Origin of the sequence: Belliella aquatica (assembly GCF_014637795.1) — a bacterium.
GTDB lineage: Bacteria > Bacteroidota > Bacteroidia > Cytophagales > Cyclobacteriaceae > Belliella > Belliella aquatica.
Map to the genome: position 1 here is coordinate 291428 of NZ_BMFD01000005.1, position 24434 is coordinate 315861.

The window sequence follows — 24434 nt, forward strand, 5'->3', positions numbered from 1 at the left end:
ATTTTTAAGCTTAAGAATTAGATTGAAAGAACAAATTAAAGAAGATGGAAAAGATTAGCATATTTTGGTTTAGACGAGACCTCAGGTTAGAAGACAATACAGGATTATTTTATGCATTTGAACAAGAAGAAAATGTGTTGCCAATTTTCATTTTTGACAAAAGCATCTTGGATAAATTAGAAGATAAAAAAGATGGTAGGGTACAATTTATCCATGATCAGATTAGCAAAATTTCTGAGCAACTGAAAGATTTTGACAGCAGCATTTTAGTTAAATATGGTCAACCTGTAGAAGTTTTTGAATCCTTATTCAGAGAATATACGATTCAAAATATCTATACCAATAGAGACTATGAACCTTATGCTGAGGAAAGAGATCAATCCATAAAAGACTTAGCAAAGAAAAACAACTGTCATTTTTTAGATTTCAAAGATCAAGTAGTATTTGAAAAAGGAGAAATCCTAAACGGTAGTGGAGATTTCTACAAAGTTTTCACTCCCTACAGTCGTGTTTGGCTAGATAAATTCAAAAAATCAAATCTTTCTCTTTTATCCCTTGACGGGAGAAAAAGAAATTTCTTAAAATCAGATCCCTTTCCAATTCCAAGTTTGAAGGATATGGGTTTTGAAGAAAGTGATGTAAAAATTCCTGCTTTAGAAATTGATAAACCTTTGATCAAGAAATATGATCAAGTAAGAAATTTCCCCGCAATCAATGGAACAACTAGATTAGGAATTCACCTTAGATTTGGTACCATCAGTGTGAGAAAACTTGCTTTGGAAGCGATTCAATTGAATGATACTTATTTGAATGAATTGATATGGAGGGAGTTTTACATGATGATCCTAGCTCATAATCCTCAAGTAAAAGACAAGGCTTTCAAGCCTCAATATGACCATATTCCTTGGAGAAATTCTGAAGAAGATTTCCAAAAATGGTGCGAAGGAAAAACAGGATATCCTATTGTAGATGCTGGTATGCGGGAATTGAATGCTACGGGATACATGCACAATAGAGTTAGAATGATTGTGGCCAGCTTTTTGACCAAACATCTTTTGTTGGACTGGAGATGGGGTGAAGCATATTTTGCCAAGAAGTTGTTAGATTTTGAGCTATCTTCGAATAATGGGGGTTGGCAGTGGGCCGCAGGGACGGGTACAGATTCACAACCATACTTTAGGGTTTTCAATCCTGAATCTCAGACAGAGAAATTTGACAAAGAGCTCAAATACATCAAAAAATGGGTTCCTGAATACGGAACAGACAAATATCCTAAGCCAATGGTAGATCATAAATTTGCCAGAGAAAGGGCCTTGGAAACATATAAATCAGCATTGAATTCATGAACATAGGAGATAAAGTAAGATTGCTGCATGGCAATGAAGAAGGCGTAATTACCAAAATGTCAGCTGGCGGAAGGATAGAAATAGAAATTGAAGATGGTTTCAGAATCCCTGCCATGAAAAATGAAGTGGTCATCATTTCAGCCTCTGAAAGGCAGTATTTTGGAGATGGTGTGAAAGTAGAAAAACCAACGGCTTTCACTCCCGGCACTCTGAACACTGATCAGAAAGAAGGAGTATTTTTAGCATATTTACCTATCAATGACAAAGACCATAGCATTTACATCGTCAACTCAAGTGAAAGAAGTTATCTGATGATGGTCTCAGAAGTCTTTGGTGACAACAGTCAGACTTTGGTAGCAGGCGAATTACCCTCCAAAGGGAGTAAGAAAATTGGAGAAAAATCTATCTCAGATTTCGAAGATTGGCCCACGCTCCTTTGTCAATTTTTTCCAATTCATAAGAAAATCGAAAAAACTCAAATATCCTTTGAGAGAAGAATCAAGTTTAAAGCAACTTCTTTCTTCAAAAGCAAGTCAAAAGTGCCATTATTGGATAAAAACGGTTATTTGTTCAAACTCTCAGAAAATACCAAAGACATCAATGTCAAACTGCTGAATGAGGAATTAAAAAAAGCTACCTCTTCTCCCAGCACTACGAATTTCCCTAGACCTGAAAAAAGTATCGATCTCCATATTGAGAAACTGACAAAAGATTATCCATTTATGAGTAATAGCGAGATGCTAAAACTCCAAATGGAAACATTCGAAAAAAATCTAAATTATGCCATCGCACATGGAATGGATGAAATCACGTTCATTCATGGCATTGGAAATGGCGTCTTGAAAAAAGAAATTCATAAGTATCTCAGTCAATTAGAAAATATTAAGTACTTTCAAGATACCGATAAAAGTCGCTTTGGCTACGGTGCGACTTTAGTAAGAATATCCTAAATCGATGAAAGGTAAAATATCTCCAATTTTCCGCTTATTTGATGCTCAATTTAAAGAGGCCAAAAATGCTTTTCTTACTTTGGGAAAACAGTATAAAGGAAAAAAAGCTGTTGAATTAGAACAAAAACTGATCTTTCTAGAAATTTATCTTGACCTGATTTCTAAGATTCATTTTGAAGAAGAAAAGCTAAAATTTGAGATATTCAAGCCCTTTAAAGAGATTTTTAGGGGATTGAAAAAGACAAAACACCTGAAGCTGGTTCTTGAAGAATTAAATAAAGTCAAGCTTAAAAACAACCTTACTTACAATAGTTACGAGAAATTTTTACTTGATGAAAAAAAAGATCATTATAATAAAATTTATGATCTGATTCTGTCAACTCCACTCGGCACTTGGGAGAAATTCTATGAAAGTGTTTACCAAAACAGTGCTGGGTTACAACCTTTGATGGTTAACACAGCCACGACCCAAATCATCAATGAAGAACTAGATTTTTTTAATTTGGATAATAAATCTAAACTTGACAATAAAGCCTTAAAAGATATTTACGAAGGACTTCGGGTGATTATTGCATTAGAAAATATCCGGATTGAATCTGGACTCAATGCCATATTCGTCTCCGAAGTACATGACAAAATGAAGCTTCTCCAAGCTTCACTTCTATCATGGTATCAAAACCAACTTTTCACCCAACACCTCGTGTATTTTTTTGGTGAGAAGGACGATATTTCAAAGAAATACAAAGACCTTCTTACAGAGCTAAAAACAGAAAAAAAGAAATACACACTGACAGTCGAGAAACAATGTAAGTATCTTTTTGATAGGATTTTAGATTGAGGTTTGAATGTTGAGATATTGGTGATCTTGAAATTTTCTAAATTGAAAAGTTTTAAAGTTTGAAAGTTGGCTTACGCAAGAATTAAACATTCATAAAATTATCCCTTCGATTTTATTTAATCTGCATAGTACATCATACTTGGTACTTTGTACAAAGTAAAAGCCCTGCTCTATTTAAGAACAAGGCTTTTGGATATAAAAACCCCCAAATATATTAAATAAATTCTAGTGCTTTTTTAAGGTCATCTTTCAAATCTTCCGCATCTTCAATACCCACACTCAGTCGAATCAAGGAATCTACCAAGCCAACTTTCTCTCTTTCTTCCTTAGGCACACTAGCGTGCGTCATACTTGCTGGATGCCCACAAAGCGACTCCACTCCACCCAATGACTCAGCCAAAGCAAAGAAGTGTAAATTCTCAAGTAATTTTCTTGCGTCTTCAATTTTGTTTCCTACTAAAGTAAAGGAAATCATCCCTCCAAAATCTCTCATTTGTTTCTTGGCTATTTGATGATTCGGATGATCTTCAAAGCCTGGCCAATATACTTTTTCGATTTTAGGATGATTTTTCAAAAATGCTGCGATAGTTTTTCCATTTTGACAATGTCTCTCCATTCTGATATGGAGCGTTTTAATTCCTCTCAACACCAAAAAGCAATCCTGTGGCCCAGGAGTTGCTCCACATGCATTTTGAATAAAAGCTAACTGCTCGGCCAATTGATCATCATTGACAATGATAGCGCCCATTACTACGTCAGAATGACCACCGAGATATTTGGTTACTGAGTGCATCACGATATCAGCACCCATATCAAGCGGGTTTTGAAGGAAAGGAGTGGCAAAAGTATTATCCACTGCAAAAAGCACACGATGTCTCTTAGCTACTGCTGCAATTGCGGCTATGTCAATGATGTTCATCATTGGATTGGTTGGCGTCTCAGCCCAGATCAGCTTTGTTCTCTCGTTGATATACTTGCTGATGGATTCAGGCTCTTCCATAGACACGAAATGGAACTTGATCCCATAGCGCTCAAATACTTTAGTGAAAATCCTGTAAGAACCACCATAAAGATCATTGGTACTAATCACTTCATCACCTGGGTTGAGCAATTTGATGATTGCATCAATCGCCCCGAGACCAGAAGAAAAACATAAGCCATGTTTCCCATTTTCTAAAGCAGCAAGATTATTTTGAAGTGCAGTCCTAGTTGGATTGTGCGTTCTGGAATATTCGTACCCCTGATGATCACCAGGTGAGCGCTGCACATAGGTCGAAGTCTGGTAAATAGGAGTCATAATCGCTCCTGTAGTAGGATCCGGCTCTACGCCCGCATGTATTGCTTTCGTTCCAAATTTCATAAGTGTAGTTTTCAAAATATTTGCTGTAAATAAATTTTACAGCAGTGAATGTTAAATTATTTTTGGGTTGATTTCCTGTAAACAACAAGAACTAAGCTTAAGAATTCCAAAATCAGATTAGAAATTCAAAATTCCATCTCTTGATCGTTCAATAATGCTTTCTTTGCATTAATATTGCTCAAAGATGAAAAAAAAGGAAGGTATATTCAAGAGAATCCAACTAATCGGAAAGAGTAATCCAGCAGTGGCCTTGGCGCTGATTTGGGTAAGTTTGATTCCTTCTATTTGTAGCTTGTTTTTGGTTCCTCTAGCAGTCAGCTATCTGTCGGTTTTGGAATTGATTGATTTCACATCACTTTTCACCATTCTCGTCTTTGTTTGTACTGCAACACTTTTAATGGGCTTGGCATTGATGCCTACAACGCTATTTGCCGCGCTATCGGGATTCTTATTTGGATGGCAATCATTCATTTGGGTGGTGATCGGTTATACTTTGGCCACACTCCTAGGATATGCTTGGGGAAAGAAACTTGGCGGCAATAGTCTAGAAGTAATTCTTCAGCAATATCCAAAAGCTAGAGATTTGCTTCAGAAAAAAGAAGGTAGAATGGGTGAACTCATCTTCTTTGTCAGGCTAAGTCCTGTGATACCATTTGCGCTTTCCAATTTACTTTTTGCTTTGATCAAAAGTGGATGGAAGAAACTCGTGATTTTTGGAACATTAGGCATGTTGCCACGCACGACCTTGGTTTTCTTCTCAGGCACCATCGCTTCCAACATTTACGGCGCAGTTCAGCAAGAAGGCGTTAGCGGAAAAGGATGGATATTTATCTTATTGCTACTTTTAAGTATTTATGGCATTTGGAGGTTTTTTAAACGCTAAATCACCTCAGCAAATACATTTTTCCATAACCTTGCTTGAAACCCTTATCTCCGGCTGTGGCTCTCGGCTCTACAAATTGACCGTCTTTTCTAACCAAAACTCTATAGATATATACTCCATTTGCAAGCTGATCACCAAATTCATCTCTTCCATCCCAAGCAAAATCAGAGATGTTGTTTCCGATTCGGATTGGACCAAGTTCGTCTTGCAAGATTTCCCTTACAACTCTACCCGTCACAGTCATTATCTGAATTTTGATTTGATCAGGAACTTCTGAACCTGTCACTGTAAACACAAATCGAGTACTTGTACTAAATGGATTTGGGTATGGGTAGAAATTCGTAATCGTAGATTCATTGATCACCTCGAAGTTCACTTCATAAGGCTTGTCTACGCCTAATTCCTCTGTTGCCACTCTAAAGGTATACATCCCATCTTCCAAAGGACCCGGCAAAAGCTCAATTCTAAAGCTGCTATTTTCTGTTGCTGGAGACCAAGAGATTTTTGGATTAGAAAAATTCATCCTCTCAAATTGACAACCATCGCATTGCTTTTTGAGGAAAAGTTCTAAACCCAGGGTATCCTTTTTGAGCAAAAGCGTCTTTTCATTTTTGAGCAAAGTATTGATCAAAACAGTCGGCGAGACAATGTCGCCATCCATGATATAGGTACCATCAAAACTCACGTCCAAAATTGCATTGGTGTTGTCTGGAATCACATTAAAATAATCCACAAGATCAATCAGGTTGTTTCTAAAAGTCTGCTCCATGATAATTCGAGGATTGGCAAAAACCTCCACTCCTATATTGCCTCCTCTACCTGCGGATCGGAATTCTATGTCAAATTCATAACTTTCTCCTGCTTTGATAGCTGGAATCTTCTTCTCAAACCTTTCAATTTTCCTCTGAGAAGTATTGTTAAATGCCCACTGTACAGTAATCGAATCCAAATAGTCGTATTTTGAAACATTGAGAAACTCAAATTTCAAGCTTGAATCCTCTCCTTCTTGCAACGTCTTTTTCGGCTCTTTTCCTTTGAAAATCAAAACTCCTTCTGGCACTCCAGTATAGTTGACTTGCCATTTGGCCAATTGGGCAGGAGCAGTTGCGGAGTCATCATTCATCGCATAGCGCAGACGCAAATAAGGGAATTGTACGGGATTGATAAAGTTCAAGTCAAGCTGACCGTCTTGGACATTGTGGAAGAGTAGGGATTCTTCCCCATTTTCAGCAATTCCGATGACATCGAAATTCGTCAAATCTTCATCTATCCAATCCCTGAATTTCACTTCATTGAAATATCTTTTCCACTCTGAAGCAGGGCCAATTCTAGGCGTAATGATACTTCCCGAAGTGAAATAGCCCGTTACATCAGTTTCAAACTCTACAATCTGCTGATTCGGTTCTGCTTCCAAATTAGTTTTTGCAACGATTTCAATTGCTTCACCTGGTCGCATCCCTTTTCTCCCATGGAGAATATATGGTTCACCATTTTTTAGATTTCTGAGTGTGGCTTCATTCGCTCCAACTTCCTTTAGTTTTTCAAAAACAAAATCCTGCCACTGCTCATAATTCACATTACCCACGGAAAAAATCGTCACATAATCACCTTCAGCTAATCCGTCAATATAATCTATCAGAATACGCTGATTTGGATCTGCAAGCCAGGCATTTCGGATACTTTGAATAACCTGTGGAACACGTCCACAACTTCTCCCATCCAAAATATCAAAACCTGGTATAGGAATGACTAAATAGGGTGTCAGAGATCGCTGCTCAAAAGCTACCAATCCTAAAGATCCATTTGGACAGAGTCTGCTATTGGCATTATTTACATTATCGATAATCTGAGGTACTCCATCGAGGTAGAATTGCGTGTTTCTAAATGTCAAACTGTCTGCCTCTATCCCAAAAGTGAATACTCCAAAATTCAATCGGGTATCTTCGAATTTCCATATTCTTCGAGTGGGATCAACTTCAAGGTTTGAAAGATTATTTCTTTCTAATTGGGGCATTACTCGCTGAGTCCAGCCCTCAGGTCCATTTTGGATATATGAAAAACTTGATGCAATCCACTCGTCACTTTCTCCTTGTCTGGGATTGAGAAACTTCGATCTCCAATAAAAAGTCAGGGAATCTTTAGCTACAATATTTTCAAAAAGATCAATGTCCCATCTTGAAATATTGGCTGTAGTCACTCTCTTTTCTCTTCTTCTTGCTGAGGTAAAATCAGCTGCTGTATCCAATTGAATAATCAGCGTTCTTTCTTCTACCGACTTCCCCGGAATCTGCGTGATGAGTTCAATATTTCTTTCATTGACCAAGCCAAAATTATATGGTAATATATTGAGTGTTCCACTTAATGGGATAAATTGAGTCGTCGTAATGATGTTATTGGCATAGGTTAACTCCTCGACTGCTCGAGATCGGTTCACTTCAATAGTGAATAAGTTGTCTCCGAAAGCCTGAACTCCCGTGTTGGGAACTGTGAAATAGATGGTATCTCTTCTGTACACAGGAGGCAACATCTTTGAGTCATATTGGATATTCGTTCCATCTGGAAGTCGTCGAGAAACTCTAAAATCAATAGAGTCGAAATCCACTCTTCCAAGATTTCTTAAAACTACAGCAAGCTGCAAAGAATCTGAAAGTGCATTGAAGGGTTCATTATCAAAACTACCAAGCGTGACCTCTTCATTGTTCAATGAGTAATCTGCCCTATTTGCAGGAAACAAGCGGATAGCCGGATCTCCCAACATCACCAATTGCTCTGCGTGAGCACGGTTGACTTCAGAAGTGCCATATCTTAAATAGAAGAATTTCTCCGTCTCTTTTCTAATTGTCCCAATAGGCTGATGGATCATAGATGAATCTGAAAATGCCTTTGCATAAAAAGACTCACTATACCTTCTTAAATAAATATCAACCCCAATATTGGCATGGGCCATAAAATTTGTACTTCCCCGATTTGGAGTCAATACCCAATCTTCTCCAAAAGTAAAAGCATTTCCAAAAGCATTTCCTGCATCACAACCATTGAGAAGTAACATCGGATATTTGCCTTGGTTATTGTAACCCAAAGTTGGATCTGAGGCAAAGCCTATTTCAATATCAATAATGGTCGGCGCACCATGTCCGAAGAAAGTAATCAAACTCGTCCCTCGATTTACATCGCCAGATATATCAATCAGCTCAATTGTTGAATTCGAACGCTTTCTATAGGTAGTTACATTCCCACCCAAATAAGGCCCTTCTGCAATATTCTTGAATCCATTCAAAAAATTGAAATACCTATCAAGTTCAAAAGCTGTAACCCCTCCACTTAGATGGACAATTTCCTTTTGCCAAGGTTCTGAAACACCCACTGCATCCTTTTCTTTGGCTTTGTCCAGGTAATCAGCGACATGGTTTGGTGTTCTAGCTGGAATTCGCCCAATCGCCACTGATGATACAAATGGATTCAATGGATCCAAACCAATAGAGAAGTTATTGTCTGCATAAGGGTATCCAGCTGGTGGGACCATATCCTGAAACTGGAAAGCTGATGGTCTTTTTCTGTAGAAATAATTAATCCCTCCTTCTCTGGCCGTGCTGAAAATCCCCGTAGATCTCCCAATCAAAAACATAAAGTCCGGCTTATGTAGCGGATAATATGCTCTCAAAAATTCATATATCGCCAAAGGAGTTTGTTCTCCAAAAGTAAATTGATCGTACAATTCATCAATATTCACAACCAAAGTATCATAACCTCCACCTGCAACAGATGCTCTATGAGCAGCATATGCCTGAACGGGATCACCGTAACTCGCAGATGGTCTCCTTAAAGTCCTATTCGAGACAATGATGTAGTCAGCAGATTGGGCAAGAAGGTTCCTGAAACGAACAGGTTTCATCACATTGATGACATTTACATTTAGTTGATTTTCTAAAGAAATTTTACTTGACGCTCCCGCAATTCCTGACCTGAAATGGATTACACTCCCTGTTCGGGAAACAGGAATTCTTACAGGATTGATTGGATCTGAAATGTCATGTGCTATATAATCTGAGATTACATTAGTCATCTCAATCTGTGCATCTCCAGCTTCCGTAATGATAATTTCTTTTGAAACATCTCTATTTTCAATTGATTTTGGATGGGTCAATCGAATGTAGGCAATCGAAGTATTATCAGGATTGGATGCTCCGCTTGAAACTACCTGTACAGTGATACTTCCATCAGAATTGAAGTCAGAGGAAATTAATGGGATTTCAACATTTATGGCTTCAAAGTTTTTATATTCATAGGTACCCACATCTCTTAAGCTTGCCGAATTAGCTCCAGCTCGAACAATCGTCAAATGGGGCGTTTCAGATCTTCCTGTTAAACCTATTTCTAATTTCGCAGTAAGGCCAGCAGGAACCTGTCCAAGAGAACTGAAAATAATACTTCTTGGAGTTCCTTTGACTACTGGAGCTGACATCCAGCCTTGACCTTCTTCGAACTCTGAAAGCCTAGTACTTGGGAAATATGTTCGACCAAGATTATATTGATCAGAATAAATTTCAAGTTCCTCTGTATGATAATAAGTGGCTTTTGGTAATGAACTCTCGACTGCTTGTCTTATGGACATTCTTTTTCCTCGAATCCCTGGTGTGACAGTAAAAAAGAAGGCAGTGGAGTCATTGTGCGTATTGTACATAATATTCCCTACGTGAGAAGGGTCTTTATGCAGTTTTCGATCTAAAGATCCATCATTTCTTTTTCCATAGAATTCTAAAAAATCATTTTGATCAAAGCGTCCATCATTTTCTCCTTGAATATGAATCGCCACCTCTTCACCTCGGTGATAAAGTCTAATATCTCGTGGATCAAGTCCGCTTGTATTGATCCCAGAAGCTGATAGCGTGGTAAAAGTAAGTCTGTGAATTCCGTCCTCAGCGGTCGGAATTCGATAGTAGGTGTTGTCGTAATTGATCCAATTCGTCTGTGCTGACAAACTCGCTGCTATCAATAAACATAAAAACGTATAAACAACTTTTGTCTTCATATCCTATCAATCATTCCATCCCTTGTTCAACCTAAATTTATCATCAAGATCATTCAAACTCACTTTTACACTAAATACATGAGAGTATGGAGTCTGAGAGACTCCTCCAATATCAGATAAAGCGTAGTCAATATGAAATTTCTCGTTGAGAAATAAGCCTAATCCAAAACTAGGCTTCCATACAAATGATGTTTCAGCATCAAAATCTCTTATTCTTTGCACATTGCTCCCACCTGCTCTTAGATAAACTAAATTTCTGTAAGAGGCTTCTAGACCTAATCTTGGATCTACACTGACTAAGTTTGTTGCCAAGATCGTATTTCTCCTTCCATCAAAAGTAAAATCAAGATCAAATACACCTTGAAGCTTGATTTCATCATTAACTTCAAAATCTCGCGTTACACTGAATATTGCTCTTGGCAAAGTCAATTCTATAGAATTGACTGGTACTTCATTATTGGTTTGGGAATAGACTTCTCTTACCATGTCTGCATTGTGTGACCATGCATTGAAAGTAGAAGTGACATCACGAAGCATAAATCCCAATCTCCATTCATCCAAGAGAACAATGCCTCCTAAGTCCAATCCAAAACCCCAAGCTTTTGCAAATTTCCCTACATTTCTATGAATAATTTTTGTGTTGACCCCAAACTTGAACACGTCGCTCACATCTCTGGCAAATGACAAGAGTAAAGCATAATCTGCTGCATTGAAAAATTGAATGTTATTGTAATTCAAAGCCCCGTTGGCATCATAAAGAAATCGTGTATCCGGAATATCATCCACGCCAAACCTAATCAATGAAATGGCTATCTGATTATCTTCTTCTATGTTCGTTGTGAAACCTGCATAGTCGAACTTTGCTATCCCAGCAAAATATTCGGCATGCATCAGTGAAAATTCATACTCGTGTTTCACACCTATCAATCCCGCAGGATTCCAATACGCAGCGGTCACATCTCGAACAGAAGAAACCTGCGCGCCTCCCATAGAAAGAGCTCTTGCTCCGATGCCGATATTCATGAATTCATTGGAATATTTGGGAACAACGCTTTGCGCCTTGGCTTGTGCCAGACTAAAGACCATCAAAAAGCCCACAAAATATTTAAAAATCCCCATGTACTATTGTTAAATGCAAATGCAAAGTAAAAAGAAAAAATAGAGTATTTGGCTTATTTTCAAAAAATTAACGCTTGAATTTCCAGAAAATACTGTCCGAATTCGATCGTAAAATTGTTCGCTTCAATGACACATCCATTTGCTAAACCCTTACTTGTAACTCACCTTCAAAAAAAATCTCTTTGAACCAAAAACATCAAAATGTCACCCCAAATAAAATTTTCAAATATTTTTTCACTTTTTGTGAAATTTTTTCCTGAAGGATAACCAAGAAACTGGTATAGCAAGGTAGCTTCTTTAACTTTGGTATAATTTTTCTTTTAAAGTCTTTGTGAGATTGTGAGATAAGACGAAAAATCAAGTAATCTTTCCACCATTCAAAAAGAAAAATAAATAGAAAAAGATGACTGCTTCAAACACCCAAATACAAATGCGAAAAGGCCTTCTGGAGTTTTGCATTTTGCATATCATTGCTCGGGGAGAAGTCTATGCCTCAGACATGATCGATGAATTGACAGAAGCCAAGATGATCGTGGTTGAGGGTACACTTTATCCGCTGTTGAATAGATTGAAAACTGCCTCTTTGGTATCTTACAAATGGGTAGAATCTGATTCTGGTCCACCAAGGAAGTACTACTCCATTACAGAAGATGGAACAGAATTTCTCCAGATTTTAGACAAAACATGGGATTCCTTAGTCCAATCTACCCAATTAATCACCTCAAAGCGCTAAGACATGAAAAAGACTATAAGTATCAATATCAGTGGCATTTTATTCCACATAGAAGAAGATGGATACGCCGTATTGAAGAAATACCTTGATGCAATCAATAAGCATTTCTCCCATTACGAAGACAATCAGGAAATCATATCCGATATAGAAAATAGAATAGCTGAGATATTTCTAAGCAATCTTAAAAACAACAAGCAAGTAATCACTGCTGAGAATGTTGATAATCTCATCGAGAAGATGGGCACCATTGCTGATTTCAAAGCTATGGAGGAAATCGAAGAATCCAATTCTGATAAAACTGCTGAAGAAAACGTATCAGAGGAAAATGATTTCTACAAATACATCACCCCTCCTGGAGAAAATGGCTCAAAAGGCTACAAGAAAATCACTAGAATGGAACGCAGCAAAATCCTCGGAGGAGTCTGTGCAGGTTTTGCCAATTACTTTTCCATCGATCCACTTTGGACAAGGTTGATTGCTATTCTTTTGCTTTTCAGTGGCAACCTGAAATTCGGAAGCTTCAATTGGATGCCGTGGAATGCTAGTTTCAGTCTTTCAATCGGTTTATTTGCACTCGTTGCTTACATCGTTTTGTGGGTAATACTACCTGTTTCTTATGACAACCCTGAAGACAAGAATGTCAAAAAACTATATAGAAATCCTGATGACAGAACACTTGGTGGCGTAGCCAGTGGAATCGCCGCGTACTTTGGAATAGAAGTCCTTTGGGCTCGACTGATTTTTATCGCATTGATTTTTGCCGGAGGCTCAGGATTGGTGATCTACCTCATCTTATGGATCATTACACCTTCTGCAAGATCGATTACAGAAAGAATACAGATGAAAGGTGGTGCTATTACTTTGGATAATATTGAGTTGACAATTCAAGAAAACCTAAGGCCTGTAGATAACAAAGAAGAAAGTACAGCTAGAAAATTGATCATGGCGCCATTTCGCGTTTTAGGAATGATCATCAATGGAATTGGGACAGCTCTCGGCCCTATCGGAAATGTACTTCTAGCAATCATCCGTGTACTCTTTGGATTGATCATCTTCTTGATCGGTTTAGCTATCACCATCATTCCAATTGCTGCTTTGGCATTGTATTTCAATATCGTACCACAAGAGGAGCTATTCGTATGGGGATCTCTTCATCTTCCTACAACTTGGATAACGGATATCGTCACTGACTGGCTTGCTATCGCTGCATCCCTAGTGATCTTAATCCCTGGATTGGTCCTAATTACACTTGCGATCAGTGTGTGGGTCAAAAGAAGTATCATTGAAGCCAGAATGGGATTGATCACTTTTGGAATTTGGTTACTTAGCATAGGAGTTTGTGCTTTCCAAATCCCAAGTGTAGTCAATGAATTCAACACAAATGTCACGCATACTACTTCAGAAGAATTGAATCTTAATGATCGCGTTTTGGTCATCAAAACAGATACAGAAAGAGGAAGAGCAGCATTCAAAGAGCAAATTTCTTTGGAAATTAAAGGAGTTGATGTGGGATCACCTACTTTGATCAAAGAATTCAGAGCCCGAGGAAAAAATTATAATGATGCCATGCTCAATGCGCAGTCTATTCCTTATGAATACAGCTTGACCGATAGTGTACTCGAATTGAGTAGAGCAGTAGATTTGAGTGGCATCAATAAATTTAGGGTACAGGAACTTGATCTTATTCTTGAGCTGCCTTACGAACAAGTGTTCGTCATGGACAAATCTATCTTGCCGATCATCAGAAGTACCCTGACCAAGAATGGTTACAAAATTAGAGATGTCAACTCTGACAATCACTGGGTATTCAATGATGATGGATTGCTTTGTCTCACTTGTCGCTCAGAACACAAGAAAAGTGAAGCTGATTCATTATCAAGAGTAAAGTTTAGTGAGGCTTATTTTATGAAACAATAAAACAAAGGTTAAGCCTCCACTGTGTATTTAGCTTGACACAGGGGAGGCTTAATTCTAGTTCTAATTCTTTAAACTATAGAAATTTTCTACATACAATCTGCCAAAATTTTTTCAAGATCTTTATATTTCTCTAGGCTTGAATTATCTAATTCTATGATTTCATTTCCATAATAAAATTTTGGATAACCTTCAATCTGATTATGAAATCTTCCTAAAGTATCCAAATAGACATTTGAAGAAACAATATTATTATACCCAAACTTAATTTTTAGATTCCTTAGATTTGAAATTTTAGATAGCACAATTGTTAGGCATGCCTTATCCACATATCCCTGCGCAAACTCAATACCTTTATCAATGCATCCAGGGCAACCATTTTGAGGGATAACCAAAATATAATCACTGTTTAGCATTTCTATACTTTTATCTTCTTTTGAACAAGACGAAAAAGTCAATAAGAGCAGTAACAAAGATTTAATCAAACTCTGGATACGCATATTTATCAAATACTAGTTTATTTTCTTCTTTTTGGCTGTCAAAACAATAAACATAGAAATAATCATCGTCAAATAAAATACTGGTATCATCGATATTTTGAAGGTAGATCGTTTTGAGCTGACGATGACTTTTTCTATCAATAAATATAATACCATAATTTAAATTCTTGTAGAAACCATCAGTATACAGCTCTATATTAAAATCCTTAATCCCAAGATAAGCCACTCGAATAATCAGATCTTTCTTCTCATTTACTGCTACCGTGCTATACCTTCCTTGTTTTGCATTGTATTCCCTTTGCCCTATTGATGAAGAAAGTACCTCCTGAAGTTCATTCACTGATTGAATATTTATGAATGGCTCCATATGCTTAATTTGAGTAAAAAAAGATTTCATTTTGCCAGTTGATATTTCTTTTGAGTAAAGTGAATCAGAATGAATAAAACTATAATAAACCAAGTTTTCAGCTTTTGAAAAATATCTTGCGGGGTGCTTCCTTTGTGGGGTGTAATAGTTACCTTCTACATAACTGCCTTTGGGAAATTTAGTGTCTAAATAATTTGTTAGATTTTTCATTTTATTTAAATCCTCATTAAGGATTATATTAAAATCTGTATGCAGACCTTCTTCATACAAACTCTTAGCATTTTCATTAACTCCGCCCAATGATAGTATAGAGTCATTATAAAAAATAGGTTTTGAATTAGGATTTGCAAATGGCCATACCCCCTGCTGATCTCTATACATTTTTGGAACATTAAAAATTTCAAGGAGGTCACCATTTTCCTTTCCTAAAAAAATTTGATGAGATAAAGAAACTAAAAAAATTGAATCTTTCGAATGGTAAAAGAATCCATTTCGATATTTCCCTATACTAATTTTTTGTTTATCTGTTGATTCGTAAACAAAAGATTTTATGAATTCACCAGAATTCAAATCATAAACTAAAAACCGGTTCTTTAGTGGTGATAATGCATAAAGCAACTTATTATTTCCTTCATTGACAATCTGAAAATGATGCATATAACTTGGAGTAAGTGAATCTAATTTCAATATCACCTCACCAACTTTGTTATCGTAAATTTCCATTTTATCATCAAAATTGTCTCTATTACAACTAACTGAAAAGAATAGAATTAAAACAATACTAAATATCAACTTTGTTTTCATAAATAAATTGAAATAAAAAGTCTCCATGTTTTATTGATTCAAACATGGAGACAAAATTTAAAGATTATTCTACGTTAATTGGTCTGATGCAATTCGGAATCATTTCTTCCATTACATCACAACTTTTATCTGGATCACCCACAGGGTTCCCTGGTGGTATTTCAAGCTGAAATACAATACAGGTACCGACTTGTCCTATAGCACCTTGAACTATTGGGGGACATGCATCATCATCAACGGTTTGTGCTGATATAAATGAAAAACAAAACATTAAAACACAAACAAATAAAGAAACCATCTTTTTCATAATAAGATAAAATTTAAATGATTAGAAATAATTAAAAACTTAAAAGTGGCCACTAAGAAGTTTAATGCAAGAAATAAAGAAAGAAAGAAAGAAAGAAAGAAGCAAGTTTTTAGTCAAATATTTTTTACTTAGTTTGAAAATATCGGGTTGATTTAAAGATGTTTGAGATAAAACAAATTGATATTTAGTGTGGAAATAGTGGGACTTCAATTGAAATAATGTGTAAATAAGTTCCTTATGGGCTTAAGATTTACTTCTAATAAAAGAGATCATTTGGGTTAAAAAAATTATACACCATTCTACCTATTTTACCTTATCTTTAGGTAATAAGCATCAAACAAATCATCATGAAGGTAAAAGTTAAGTTTTTAGGTGGAGCTGGAACAGTAACCGGCTCAAGATACCTTTTGGAAATCAACAATTATAAGGTTCTTGTAGATTGCGGCATGTTCCAAGGGCTCAAAGATTATAGATTGAGAAACTGGGAAGAATTTCCTATACAGCCCTCTGACATCAACTTGGTGATCTTGACCCATGCGCATATTGACCATACAGGCTACCTTCCCAAATTAGTCAAATCTGGTTTCAAAGGACCTATTTACTGCACCAATCCAACTTTGGAATTGGTGAAAATTCTGCTTTTAGATTCAGGGAAGTTACAAGAAGAGGAAGCCGCCTATGCGCAAAAAAAGGGTTACTCCAAACACGAAAAGCCAGAAGCACTCTACACTGTTGAAGACGCTGAAAAAGTATTCCCTTTACTTCATGGAGTAGATTTTGAAGAAGAAATTTCGCTGATACCTGAATTTGATTTTAAATTTTTTAATGCAGGCCATATTCTAGGTGCAGCAATTCTCAAACTGAAAGTAAAAGGCGAAAATCAGGTCAAAAAAATTGTCTTCTCAGGAGATTTGGGAAGGTATCATGATCCTATTCTGAATCCACCCGCAAGACTTCCATTTGCAGACATTCTCTTTCTAGAATCAACTTATGGTGATCGGGTATCCAAAATCAAAAATCCTGAAAATGAACTTGGTTTAGCGATTCGAGAGGCTTATCGAAGAGGAGGAGTTGCAGTAATTCCTGCATTTGCAGTGGGAAGAACACAGTTGATACTTTTTTATTTGCACAGACTTCAGCAAAAAGGAAAGATCCCAAATATTCCGATTTATGTGGATAGTCCAATGGCCATTGACGTGACCAAGCTTTATAAGTCATTCAACGAATACCATAGATTGAAGCCAGTTTTCGAAGAAGAAGGTCATAATCCATTTCAACACAAAAACTTACATTATTATCAATCTCAAGAGGCTTCTATGTCTCTCAATGCCGTTCGTGGCGATGCCATTATCATTTCTGCAAGCGGTATGGCAACAGGAGGGCGTGTGATGCATCACCTTTATAACCGCCTTCCAAACGAGCAGGATACCATAATTTTTGTGGGATATCAAGCGATGGGAACAAGAGGAAGAAGATTGATCGATGGAGAAGAAAGTGTTCAAATGTATGGATTAAGTGTTCCCGTAAAAGCTAAAATTGCCTACATAGAAGGGCTTTCTGCACATGCAGATCAAGAAGAGTTGATTGATTGGGCAGAGGGGTTTACTTCCAGTCCAAAAATCACCTTCCTTGTCCATGGTGAAGATGAAGCAAGAATAGCGCTTCAAAATAAATTAAAAAATGAACTGGATTGGGATGCAACGATTCCTGAATATTTAGAGAGTTTTGAGCTTTTTGATGGGATTTGAGGGAGGTTAGAAAGTTCGAAGGTTGGAAAGTTAGAAAGTTGAGCAGAGTGAGATGGTATTTGGAAAGGGTGAAAAGGTTATGAAGTTTAATGGGATTAACTGGTTATTTGATTCCATACTTATTTGAGGAGGAGCATCAGTTACGCAGTTAAAAGATTAGAGATTTTCAAGTTTAAGGGATAAACCTGCATACGCAAGAATGACCAAATCTAACTTCATCAGTGTTCTCAGTTTATTGTCCTTGTGCTCCTTGTGAAAACCTTCGTGTCCCTAGTGGTGAAAAATCAATTATATAATCAGCATCATCCGTAACAATCAGCTCAATCAACGTCATCTGTGTTCTAATAAAGGGTTAAGCATTAATTAGTCAAATACCGGCATACTCAGAAATACCAGGTCTAGCGTCTAGTATCTTAGGTCTTGTGTCTCTTTTTTGCAGAATCATCGTTTTTTAATTTAAATTTGAAGCATGAATGAGAATAATAAAGAAGAATCAGGTCAGGTCAATAATCCACTGCATGGAGTGAGGCTGATTGATATGCTGGAATATTTGGTGAATCACTATGGCTGGAATAGCCTTGGCGCCAAGATCAATATCAATAGTTTCAACAATAATCCATCACTCAATTCAAGTTTGAAATTCCTTCGAAAGACCGATTGGGCGAGAAAAAAGGTTGAAGACCTGTACATCCGCACCAAAGAAAGAGAAGGTTAATTAAACTGTAAAAAAAATTATTTTTTGAAGTATTTCAATTCAGTAACACAAGTATAACCATGGCTTTTTATCTTAGAAAAGGTTTCAATTTCGGTCCCATAAGAATCAATCTTTCTAAAAGCGGGCTTGGCTTATCTGCTGGCGTTACTGGCGCAAGAATTGGAATTAATTCCCGTGGTCAAAGCTACGTTCATGGAGGTCGGCATGGTTTATATTACAGAAAAAACCTTGGTTCCATAAACACCTCAAGAGGAAATAGCAGCAATACAAATCAAGGGAATTGGAAATTGGATGATAAAGAGATTTTCACAGATACAGGACTCACTTATCTTCCTCAGAGTATTCAAAAACCAGAATTTATCCTACCTACACTAACCACTAAAGTGGGCAAAGCAACACTATTTTTAGGAATAGCACTGATTATTGTCGCACTTTTCACTCAAGCTATTGAATTTAAAATTGGAATAGGGTTGCTCGGTGCTGCTTTGATTTTATGGAATAGAAGAGCGAACCAAAAAGTAGTTCAAATCGAACAATCACTTGAAAAGCTGCTAGCCTTAAACCCTTCGGAGCAAAATAAAAATAACTGGGACTTACTTACTACAGGCATTCCGGAAAAGGCAAAACCTACGCTTGCCCTGCATTGTATCCAATCTTGGCTCGAAAGTCAAATTGAATCAGGTCAAATCACACCCATAAATCAAATCCAAAGTGTCCTCAACCTTGATAAAACTAAATTCAAAAACCTCGTTATCCTTATTTATAAAGACATTGTGGAAGAGGTATTGGCAGACCATCAGCTAACCGAGGAAGAGGAAAAACTAATTTCTGAGATAGAATCAAAATGGGAAATTGCACCTCCGGTGATTCAAGAAGAGAAAAAACTGATAGCTCAGTTTAAGCGGCTACGCGAAATCCAATTTGAACCTTTAACTCCCATAGTTTCTGAAAAGTCATTCAACTCAGATGAAGAATTATACTTTGAATCAGAGGGCAGACTGCTTCATCTAAGAGTACTCGACAGTTGGCAACAAAATAAAATACGCTATAAAAACATGGGGTACAAACTAGACATTCAGGGTATCATTCGTCTTACAGATAAATCTATCAGCATTGAAGAAGGTAGAAATACCAGAACCTACCCAATCCGACAAGTAGAAGATATTTACCTTTCTTCTGAAAATGGAGTCATTGAAATTTTTCTTCAAAACAGAAAATCTCCTCTAGTCATTACCTGCCCAAATCTTTTCAAGTTTGCTGCCATTCTGAACAAAATCATAGAAGCATAAATTACTAAAAATCTAAAAAGCCTCTCCAAAAGTCAAGTAAATTCTCAAATCTTCATAAGGTGATCTTGCGATATCTAACCTAAGGTTGAGCTTTTCTTTTTTGCTCAACTGAAACCTACCTCCTACTCCATAAGTAAACTTACTTTGATTGATCTGAAAAGGATTTTCCTTAGTAAAGACATTACCAACACCTGTAAAAGCCACTGCACCCCAGCGTGGTAAGAACTTCCATCTATATTCTGCTTGAAGTAGAGTAAGCTGCTCATCTCTGAATTTCCCCTCAAATAATCCTCTCAAAAGTCGATTACCTCCTACCAAAGGCAAGCCAAAAAATGGCGGCTGCCCTGACAAAAACTCTCCATAAGCATTCCATACAAACACCGACTTGGGACTAATAGAATGTACACTTCGAAAATCTACTTGCCAGCGACTAAACTGAAATTCGCTACCGATTGATTTGTTATAAGTTTGAAAACTCGCTTCTGCAAAAATTCCTTTTGTTGGGTAAAGTTGGCTATCACGAGAATCATAATAGATCATTGGACCTAAACCACTAAGTCTTCCACCTTCATTTCCTCTGATATTTTGATTGTCCAAAATTCCATTTTCCTCAATCGAAGTGATGTCAAAATCATCAAAATGATAGCGAAATCCGAGATACAGATTAGAGCTTAATTTTCTCAAATAATCAAATCTCAATCTCGGAAAAGTTGCATCAAATTGCTCGCGATCACTTTCCTGAACATTCGGTCCTATTCCATAGAAAAAATACACATAGCGATACCAACCAATTTCACCTGCAAAAAGCTGTTTGTTCTCCTCCGTAAAAATCCTCCAACTGCCGTAAACCAAAAACTGATTCAGCAAGGTATATGCTCCACCTACCGCCACTTGACTTTCGTAGGTTTCAGCGAGAGGATTCCCCATCTTAAAGTTTCCAACTGCCCCTGCACCAAAAGACCAAGAAGTCTCAGGTGTATAATAAACTAAGGGAAGCACAGAAATAACAGGCTTCACAGCGACAGAATCCCTTTGTGCAGATACCATCAAAGCGGATAAAAAAATCAAAATAAAACAGACACCTCTCTTCATCATGATGCAATGTACGGATTTTGGATATTATTAGGATTCCTATTTAATCACGTTGAGCCTGTTACACTATATGTTGTAATCAATACTTTGACTATAAATTTTAAATTCTAATTATTTGGCAAGCCTTCATAATATTTCCCAAATTGCACTATAAAACTCAACAATATGGATCAAAAGCAATCAAGTCTTTCAGGAAAAGTAGCAGTCATCACGGGTGGATATGGCGTCCTATGCCAAGCCATGGCTAGAGCATTAGCTGAACAAGGTGTCAAGATTGCAATTCTTGGAAGAAACCTTGAAAAAGCACAAGCTTTTGCCTCTGAATTGAGAACAATGGGGACATTAGCGATCGGAATAAAAGCGGATGTACTCAACAAAGAAGAACTGGAACTAGCAAATGTAGAAATCAATACTAAGCTTGGAATTTGTGATTTTTTGATAAATGGTGCAGGTGGAAATCATCCTGATAGAATCACTACAAAATCAATGATGGAAGAAGAAGATTTGGGCAATAATTCACTCAAAACATTTTTTGACTTAGATGTTGCAGGATTCAAGTACATTTTTGACTTGAATATGCTCGGCACATTACTACCTACTCAAGTTTTTGCAAAAGAAATGATAGGAAGGACTGATTGCTCGATTGTAAATATTTCATCAGTTGCTGCGATAAAGCCACTGACAAAAGTAGCTTCTTATGGTAGTGCAAAAGCAGCTATTTCCAATTTCACGGAGTGGCTTGCCGTACACTTTTCTCAGATGGGTATACGTGTCAATGCGATTGCTCCAGGATTCTTTTTGGCTGATCAAAACAGCGCTTTGTTAACCAATCCTGATGGGTCATTGACATCAAGAGGAGAGCAAATCATTCAAAATACCCCTATGGGAAGATTTGGTAAACCAGAAGATTTGAATTCTACGCTACTTTGGCTTTTGGACCCCAAGTCTGCCTTTGTAACTGGAATAATAGTACCTGTAGATGGAGGATTTACAGCTTACTCAGGAGTTTGATTTATTTAGATAAGAAACGATGTCTAATTCCTACTTCCAAGATCAGAAATTCAGCAATGTTGACTTCAAAGACAAACTTTTATTAAAAGGTGAGTATGATGGTTGCCAGTTTCTCAACTGTGATTTTTCATCTACTAATCTATCCCATTTTAGATTTTTAGACTGTGAATTTATCAACTGCAACTTGGCTCTTGCAAAAACAGAAAAAACAGCTTTTATCGAAGTTAAATTCTCAGGATGTAAAATATTGGGGGTCAGGTTTGACAGCTGTGAGTCCCTAGGACTTGATTTTTCATTTGAAAACTGCCAATTGGCAAGCTCCTCTTTTTACAAGTTGAAAATCAAAAAGACTATATTCAGCAATTGTAATTTGCAGCATGTTGATTTTGGATCAGCTGATCTTTCTGCCACTACTTTTGAAAATTGTGATCTAGGTCATGCAATATTCGAAAATAGTATTCTCGAAAAGGCTGATTTTACTACTGCATACAATTTTAGTATTGACCCTGAAAACAACAAACTCAAAAAGGCACGCTTTTCAACAAATGGCTTACCTGGTCTTTTGGGGAAGTATGATATTGTGGTTGAATAGGAAATAAATCAAATTTAGGGAAACTGAAAACCAAAATTCTAAAACATAGCGTGTTCATGCTTTTAAATAAAAAATTGATCATAAATTAAAATCTAATACAAAATAAACCCAACACCATGGCAGAGCTTAAAACCCAACAAAACGACGCAAATGTTAAGGATTTTATCCATGAATTTGCAAATTCAGAGCAAAAGATTGCTGACAGTTTATTGCTTTTAGAATTATTTGAAAAAATCACTAGCTACAAACCAAAAATGTGGGGAGACTCTATCATTGGTTTTGGAAAGTATCATTACAAATCAGAAAGGAGCACACAAAAAGGTGATTGGCCATTAGTTGGTTTTTCTCCCAGAAAGACAGCCATATCACTTTATGTCTATTCAAGTGGAGCAGGTCAAGATCAATTAATCGAAAAGCTAGGTAAATTCAAAATGGGAAAGGGCTGTATATATGTCAAAAAACTCTCTGATATAGATCAAAAAGTATTGGAAGAAATTATACTTTCTACCGTAGATTTTCTACAAAATAAATATGGAAAAATCTAAAAGAATAGCTCTCTCAAAAATATATGGCGTTGATATTTTATGATTATCCGCAATGACACCAGTATGTGAATATTTCACTCATAATTATGCGAATAATCGACAACATTCCACAGTCAACTGACCACAGCTGATTGAGATTAACTTCATACAATATTATCAATGGCTACTGGTGCAAAAGCGGATATACATATAATATTTTTAAAAATTTAACCTAAAATCAAAGTAAGTTCAGAAAATAGGCGGAAACGTTTTCAACTTTTTCAATTTTTTTAGATAGACAATGATTACATAATTAATCAATTGTTTTTTCGGTTTAAGGGAGACTTTGACTTATAGAGTTGATCCACTTTTGCTGAGTCAACTTCAGTAAAACTAGGACTTTCTGGAATTTTGTAATCCTGCTTCAATTCCCGAAAAACTTGAAGAAGCCCTCCCCCACTTGAATTAAAAAACATCGCTCCTCCAGCCCCGTTTGGAATAGCCCTTTCAAGAAATTGAGCAAATCCTCCTTTCCCAGCACTTGGGATATATTTGTACACCGACATCATTAAAGCCTTACTTTTCATAATACTCACCTCAGATTGACTCCTGTAAACCGGGGTAGAAAGAATTCTTCTCTTGAATTCAGCCTCAGAGGGTAGTGGCCTTACCTCTATCAAATCTAAATTACTTTCCTTAGGATAAATAAAAACTTTGGTAGGAAGATTTTCGATGTTCAATTCAAGATCGAGTACTTCGTAACCAATATGACTGATCTTAACAGTCACATTCTCCTCTAGGGCTAAAAGAAAAAAACCTTGGCTATCACTCACCGACTGATCTCTTTGATAAAATATATGCACGCCCTCGACAGGCAATCCAGTTTCAGCATCAATAACCCTCGCTTTCCAAGTCACCTCCTGATTTGGGCTGATTATCATCATAGAAATCCATAAAAATTGAAGCATGTCGTTCTCTAAATTTTAAAACAATTTGCAGAAATTTTACCCGCCTATTGCATCTTTTGGCTGATCAAACCTGCTTTTTTAACCTTTTATAAGAAAAATTTAAGTGATTTAAGATTGTTTAAAATTTAGAATAGAAGTAAATTTTTCTAAAACCTGAAATTTGATTTTTACATCTTAATTCAACTGTATCAGTTTTGAAAATTGAACAAATAAATCTATGCATTATGAATTTTAACTGATCTAGAATTGACTTTTATTAATTCAGCAGACAATAAAGTAAAATCCTTAATAATTACCTTAATTATTATCATTTTTAATTTTGAAACCGATTTCATTTATCATATT

20 protein-coding genes are annotated in these 24434 nt (G+C 36.6%); 12 read left to right on the forward strand and 8 right to left on the reverse strand.

Annotation, left to right across the window (positions count from 1 at the left end):
• The first annotated feature begins 44 nt into the window (after positions 1-44).
• Genes IEV57_RS09620 through IEV57_RS09630 form a run of 3 tightly spaced genes read left to right on the forward strand, consistent with a single transcriptional unit; the run spans position 45 to position 3134 of the window.
• Entirely contained in the window at positions 45-1346 is a 1302-nt protein-coding gene (locus IEV57_RS09620; protein WP_188442118.1) for a cryptochrome/photolyase family protein, read from the forward strand.
• Positions 1343-2296 carry a Smr/MutS family protein gene (locus IEV57_RS09625; protein WP_188442120.1) on the forward strand — a complete coding sequence of 318 codons (954 nt, stop codon included), beginning with the start codon at positions 1343-1345 and terminating at the stop codon, positions 2294-2296. Before IEV57_RS09620 ends, IEV57_RS09625 begins: the two co-directional genes overlap by 4 nt.
• Before the next feature lie 4 nt (positions 2297-2300).
• Positions 2301-3134 carry a hypothetical protein gene (locus IEV57_RS09630; RefSeq protein ID WP_188442122.1) on the forward strand — a complete coding sequence of 278 codons (834 nt, stop codon included), beginning with the start codon at positions 2301-2303 and terminating at the stop codon, positions 3132-3134.
• A gap of 214 nt (positions 3135-3348) precedes the next feature.
• Here IEV57_RS09630 and IEV57_RS09635 read toward each other — a convergent pair whose 3' ends face one another.
• Complete coding sequence (locus IEV57_RS09635) at positions 3349-4494, reverse strand: cystathionine gamma-synthase (protein WP_188442123.1); 1146 nt, start codon at positions 4492-4494, stop codon at positions 3349-3351.
• 184 nt (positions 4495-4678) lie between these two features.
• Between IEV57_RS09635 and IEV57_RS09640 the strand changes: the two genes are divergently transcribed.
• Positions 4679-5377 carry a TVP38/TMEM64 family protein gene (locus IEV57_RS09640; protein ID WP_188442125.1) on the forward strand — a complete coding sequence of 233 codons (699 nt, stop codon included), beginning with the start codon at positions 4679-4681 and terminating at the stop codon, positions 5375-5377.
• A 1-nt stretch (position 5378) separates the two neighbouring features.
• Here IEV57_RS09640 and porU2 read toward each other — a convergent pair whose 3' ends face one another.
• Both porU2 and IEV57_RS09650 read right to left on the reverse strand, forming a co-directional pair.
• Positions 5379-10406 carry a putative type IX secretion system sortase PorU2 gene (gene porU2, locus IEV57_RS09645; protein WP_188442127.1) on the reverse strand — a complete coding sequence of 1676 codons (5028 nt, stop codon included), beginning with the start codon at positions 10404-10406 and terminating at the stop codon, positions 5379-5381.
• A gap of 6 nt (positions 10407-10412) precedes the next feature.
• Positions 10413-11525, reverse strand: coding sequence for a putative type IX sorting system protein PorV2 (locus IEV57_RS09650; RefSeq protein WP_188442129.1), 1113 nt, complete (start codon positions 11523-11525; stop codon positions 10413-10415).
• A 403-nt stretch (positions 11526-11928) separates the two neighbouring features.
• On the opposite strand from IEV57_RS09650, the gene IEV57_RS09655 reads away from it, so the two are divergent.
• Positions 11929-12258: a PadR family transcriptional regulator gene (locus tag IEV57_RS09655; RefSeq protein ID WP_188442131.1), complete on the forward strand. Its 330-nt coding sequence runs from the start codon at positions 11929-11931 to the stop codon at positions 12256-12258.
• A 3-nt stretch (positions 12259-12261) separates the two neighbouring features.
• The gene (locus tag IEV57_RS09660) at positions 12262-14175 is read left to right on the forward strand and encodes a PspC domain-containing protein (RefSeq protein WP_188442133.1); all 1914 of its coding nucleotides are present in this window, start codon (positions 12262-12264) and stop codon (positions 14173-14175) included.
• 86 nt (positions 14176-14261) lie between these two features.
• Here the strand turns inward: IEV57_RS09660 and IEV57_RS09665 are convergent, their stop codons facing one another.
• The 3 genes from IEV57_RS09665 to IEV57_RS09675 all read right to left on the reverse strand — a co-directional run bounded on the left by IEV57_RS09665 (position 14262) and on the right by IEV57_RS09675 (position 16150).
• Positions 14262-14588: a hypothetical protein gene (locus IEV57_RS09665; protein WP_194383023.1), complete on the reverse strand. Its 327-nt coding sequence runs from the start codon at positions 14586-14588 to the stop codon at positions 14262-14264.
• A 61-nt stretch (positions 14589-14649) separates the two neighbouring features.
• Positions 14650-15762 carry a hypothetical protein gene (locus tag IEV57_RS09670; RefSeq protein ID WP_194383024.1) on the reverse strand — a complete coding sequence of 371 codons (1113 nt, stop codon included), beginning with the start codon at positions 15760-15762 and terminating at the stop codon, positions 14650-14652.
• Between the two features lie 145 nt (positions 15763-15907).
• The gene (locus IEV57_RS09675) at positions 15908-16150 is read right to left on the reverse strand and encodes a hypothetical protein (RefSeq protein WP_188442140.1); all 243 of its coding nucleotides are present in this window, start codon (positions 16148-16150) and stop codon (positions 15908-15910) included.
• 347 nt (positions 16151-16497) lie between these two features.
• Between IEV57_RS09675 and IEV57_RS09680 the strand changes: the two genes are divergently transcribed.
• The 3 genes from IEV57_RS09680 to IEV57_RS09690 all read left to right on the forward strand — a co-directional run bounded on the left by IEV57_RS09680 (position 16498) and on the right by IEV57_RS09690 (position 19902).
• A complete protein-coding gene (locus tag IEV57_RS09680) occupies positions 16498-17898 on the forward strand; it encodes an MBL fold metallo-hydrolase RNA specificity domain-containing protein (RefSeq protein WP_188442142.1) in 1401 nt (466 codons plus the stop codon).
• Between the two features lie 469 nt (positions 17899-18367).
• Positions 18368-18613, forward strand: coding sequence for a VF530 family protein (locus tag IEV57_RS09685; RefSeq protein ID WP_188442144.1), 246 nt, complete (start codon positions 18368-18370; stop codon positions 18611-18613).
• 59 nt (positions 18614-18672) lie between these two features.
• Positions 18673-19902: a DUF4236 domain-containing protein gene (locus tag IEV57_RS09690; RefSeq protein ID WP_188442146.1), complete on the forward strand. Its 1230-nt coding sequence runs from the start codon at positions 18673-18675 to the stop codon at positions 19900-19902.
• Between the two features lie 12 nt (positions 19903-19914).
• Here the strand turns inward: IEV57_RS09690 and IEV57_RS09695 are convergent, their stop codons facing one another.
• A complete protein-coding gene (locus tag IEV57_RS09695; RefSeq protein ID WP_188442148.1) occupies positions 19915-20997 on the reverse strand; it encodes a BamA/TamA family outer membrane protein in 1083 nt (360 codons plus the stop codon).
• A 162-nt stretch (positions 20998-21159) separates the two neighbouring features.
• Between IEV57_RS09695 and IEV57_RS09700 the strand changes: the two genes are divergently transcribed.
• The 3 genes from IEV57_RS09700 (at position 21160) to IEV57_RS09710 (ending at position 23142) form a co-directional block, all read left to right on the forward strand.
• Positions 21160-22005 (forward strand): SDR family oxidoreductase, encoded by an 846-nt coding sequence (locus IEV57_RS09700; RefSeq protein ID WP_188442150.1) that lies wholly within the window; start codon positions 21160-21162, stop codon positions 22003-22005.
• Positions 22006-22024: 19 nt separating this feature from the next.
• Positions 22025-22597 carry a pentapeptide repeat-containing protein gene (locus tag IEV57_RS09705; RefSeq protein WP_188442152.1) on the forward strand — a complete coding sequence of 191 codons (573 nt, stop codon included), beginning with the start codon at positions 22025-22027 and terminating at the stop codon, positions 22595-22597.
• A 116-nt stretch (positions 22598-22713) separates the two neighbouring features.
• Complete coding sequence (locus IEV57_RS09710) at positions 22714-23142, forward strand: DUF1801 domain-containing protein (protein ID WP_188442154.1); 429 nt, start codon at positions 22714-22716, stop codon at positions 23140-23142.
• A 296-nt stretch (positions 23143-23438) separates the two neighbouring features.
• Here the strand turns inward: IEV57_RS09710 and IEV57_RS09715 are convergent, their stop codons facing one another.
• Entirely contained in the window at positions 23439-24089 is a 651-nt protein-coding gene (locus tag IEV57_RS09715; RefSeq protein ID WP_229744311.1) for a carboxypeptidase-like regulatory domain-containing protein, read from the reverse strand.
• Between the last annotated feature and the right edge of the window lie 345 nt (positions 24090-24434).

Bases quoted from the DNA above. Each gene is read 5' to 3' on its own strand.
- IEV57_RS09620 (WP_188442118.1), top strand. From the start codon at position 45: ATGGAAAAGATTAGCATATTTTGGTTTAGACGAGACCTCAGGTTAGAA.
- IEV57_RS09625 (WP_188442120.1), top strand. From the start codon at position 1,343: ATGAACATAGGAGATAAAGTAAGATTGCTGCATGGCAATGAAGAAGGC.
- IEV57_RS09630 (WP_188442122.1), top strand. From the start codon at position 2,301: ATGAAAGGTAAAATATCTCCAATTTTCCGCTTATTTGATGCTCAATTT.
- IEV57_RS09635 (WP_188442123.1), bottom strand. From the start codon at position 4,494: ATGAAATTTGGAACGAAAGCAATACATGCGGGCGTAGAGCCGGATCCT.
- IEV57_RS09640 (WP_188442125.1), top strand. From the start codon at position 4,679: ATGAAAAAAAAGGAAGGTATATTCAAGAGAATCCAACTAATCGGAAAG.
- porU2 (WP_188442127.1), bottom strand. From the start codon at position 10,406: ATGAAGACAAAAGTTGTTTATACGTTTTTATGTTTATTGATAGCAGCG.
- IEV57_RS09650 (WP_188442129.1), bottom strand. From the start codon at position 11,525: ATGGGGATTTTTAAATATTTTGTGGGCTTTTTGATGGTCTTTAGTCTG.
- IEV57_RS09655 (WP_188442131.1), top strand. From the start codon at position 11,929: ATGACTGCTTCAAACACCCAAATACAAATGCGAAAAGGCCTTCTGGAG.
- IEV57_RS09660 (WP_188442133.1), top strand. From the start codon at position 12,262: ATGAAAAAGACTATAAGTATCAATATCAGTGGCATTTTATTCCACATA.
- IEV57_RS09665 (WP_194383023.1), bottom strand. From the start codon at position 14,588: ATGCTAAACAGTGATTATATTTTGGTTATCCCTCAAAATGGTTGCCCT.
- IEV57_RS09670 (WP_194383024.1), bottom strand. From the start codon at position 15,762: ATGGAAATTTACGATAACAAAGTTGGTGAGGTGATATTGAAATTAGAT.
- IEV57_RS09675 (WP_188442140.1), bottom strand. From the start codon at position 16,150: ATGAAAAAGATGGTTTCTTTATTTGTTTGTGTTTTAATGTTTTGTTTT.
- IEV57_RS09680 (WP_188442142.1), top strand. From the start codon at position 16,498: ATGAAGGTAAAAGTTAAGTTTTTAGGTGGAGCTGGAACAGTAACCGGC.
- IEV57_RS09685 (WP_188442144.1), top strand. From the start codon at position 18,368: ATGAATGAGAATAATAAAGAAGAATCAGGTCAGGTCAATAATCCACTG.
- IEV57_RS09690 (WP_188442146.1), top strand. From the start codon at position 18,673: ATGGCTTTTTATCTTAGAAAAGGTTTCAATTTCGGTCCCATAAGAATC.
- IEV57_RS09695 (WP_188442148.1), bottom strand. From the start codon at position 20,997: ATGATGAAGAGAGGTGTCTGTTTTATTTTGATTTTTTTATCCGCTTTG.
- IEV57_RS09700 (WP_188442150.1), top strand. From the start codon at position 21,160: ATGGATCAAAAGCAATCAAGTCTTTCAGGAAAAGTAGCAGTCATCACG.
- IEV57_RS09705 (WP_188442152.1), top strand. From the start codon at position 22,025: ATGTCTAATTCCTACTTCCAAGATCAGAAATTCAGCAATGTTGACTTC.
- IEV57_RS09710 (WP_188442154.1), top strand. From the start codon at position 22,714: ATGGCAGAGCTTAAAACCCAACAAAACGACGCAAATGTTAAGGATTTT.
- IEV57_RS09715 (WP_229744311.1), bottom strand. From the start codon at position 24,089: ATGCTTCAATTTTTATGGATTTCTATGATGATAATCAGCCCAAATCAG.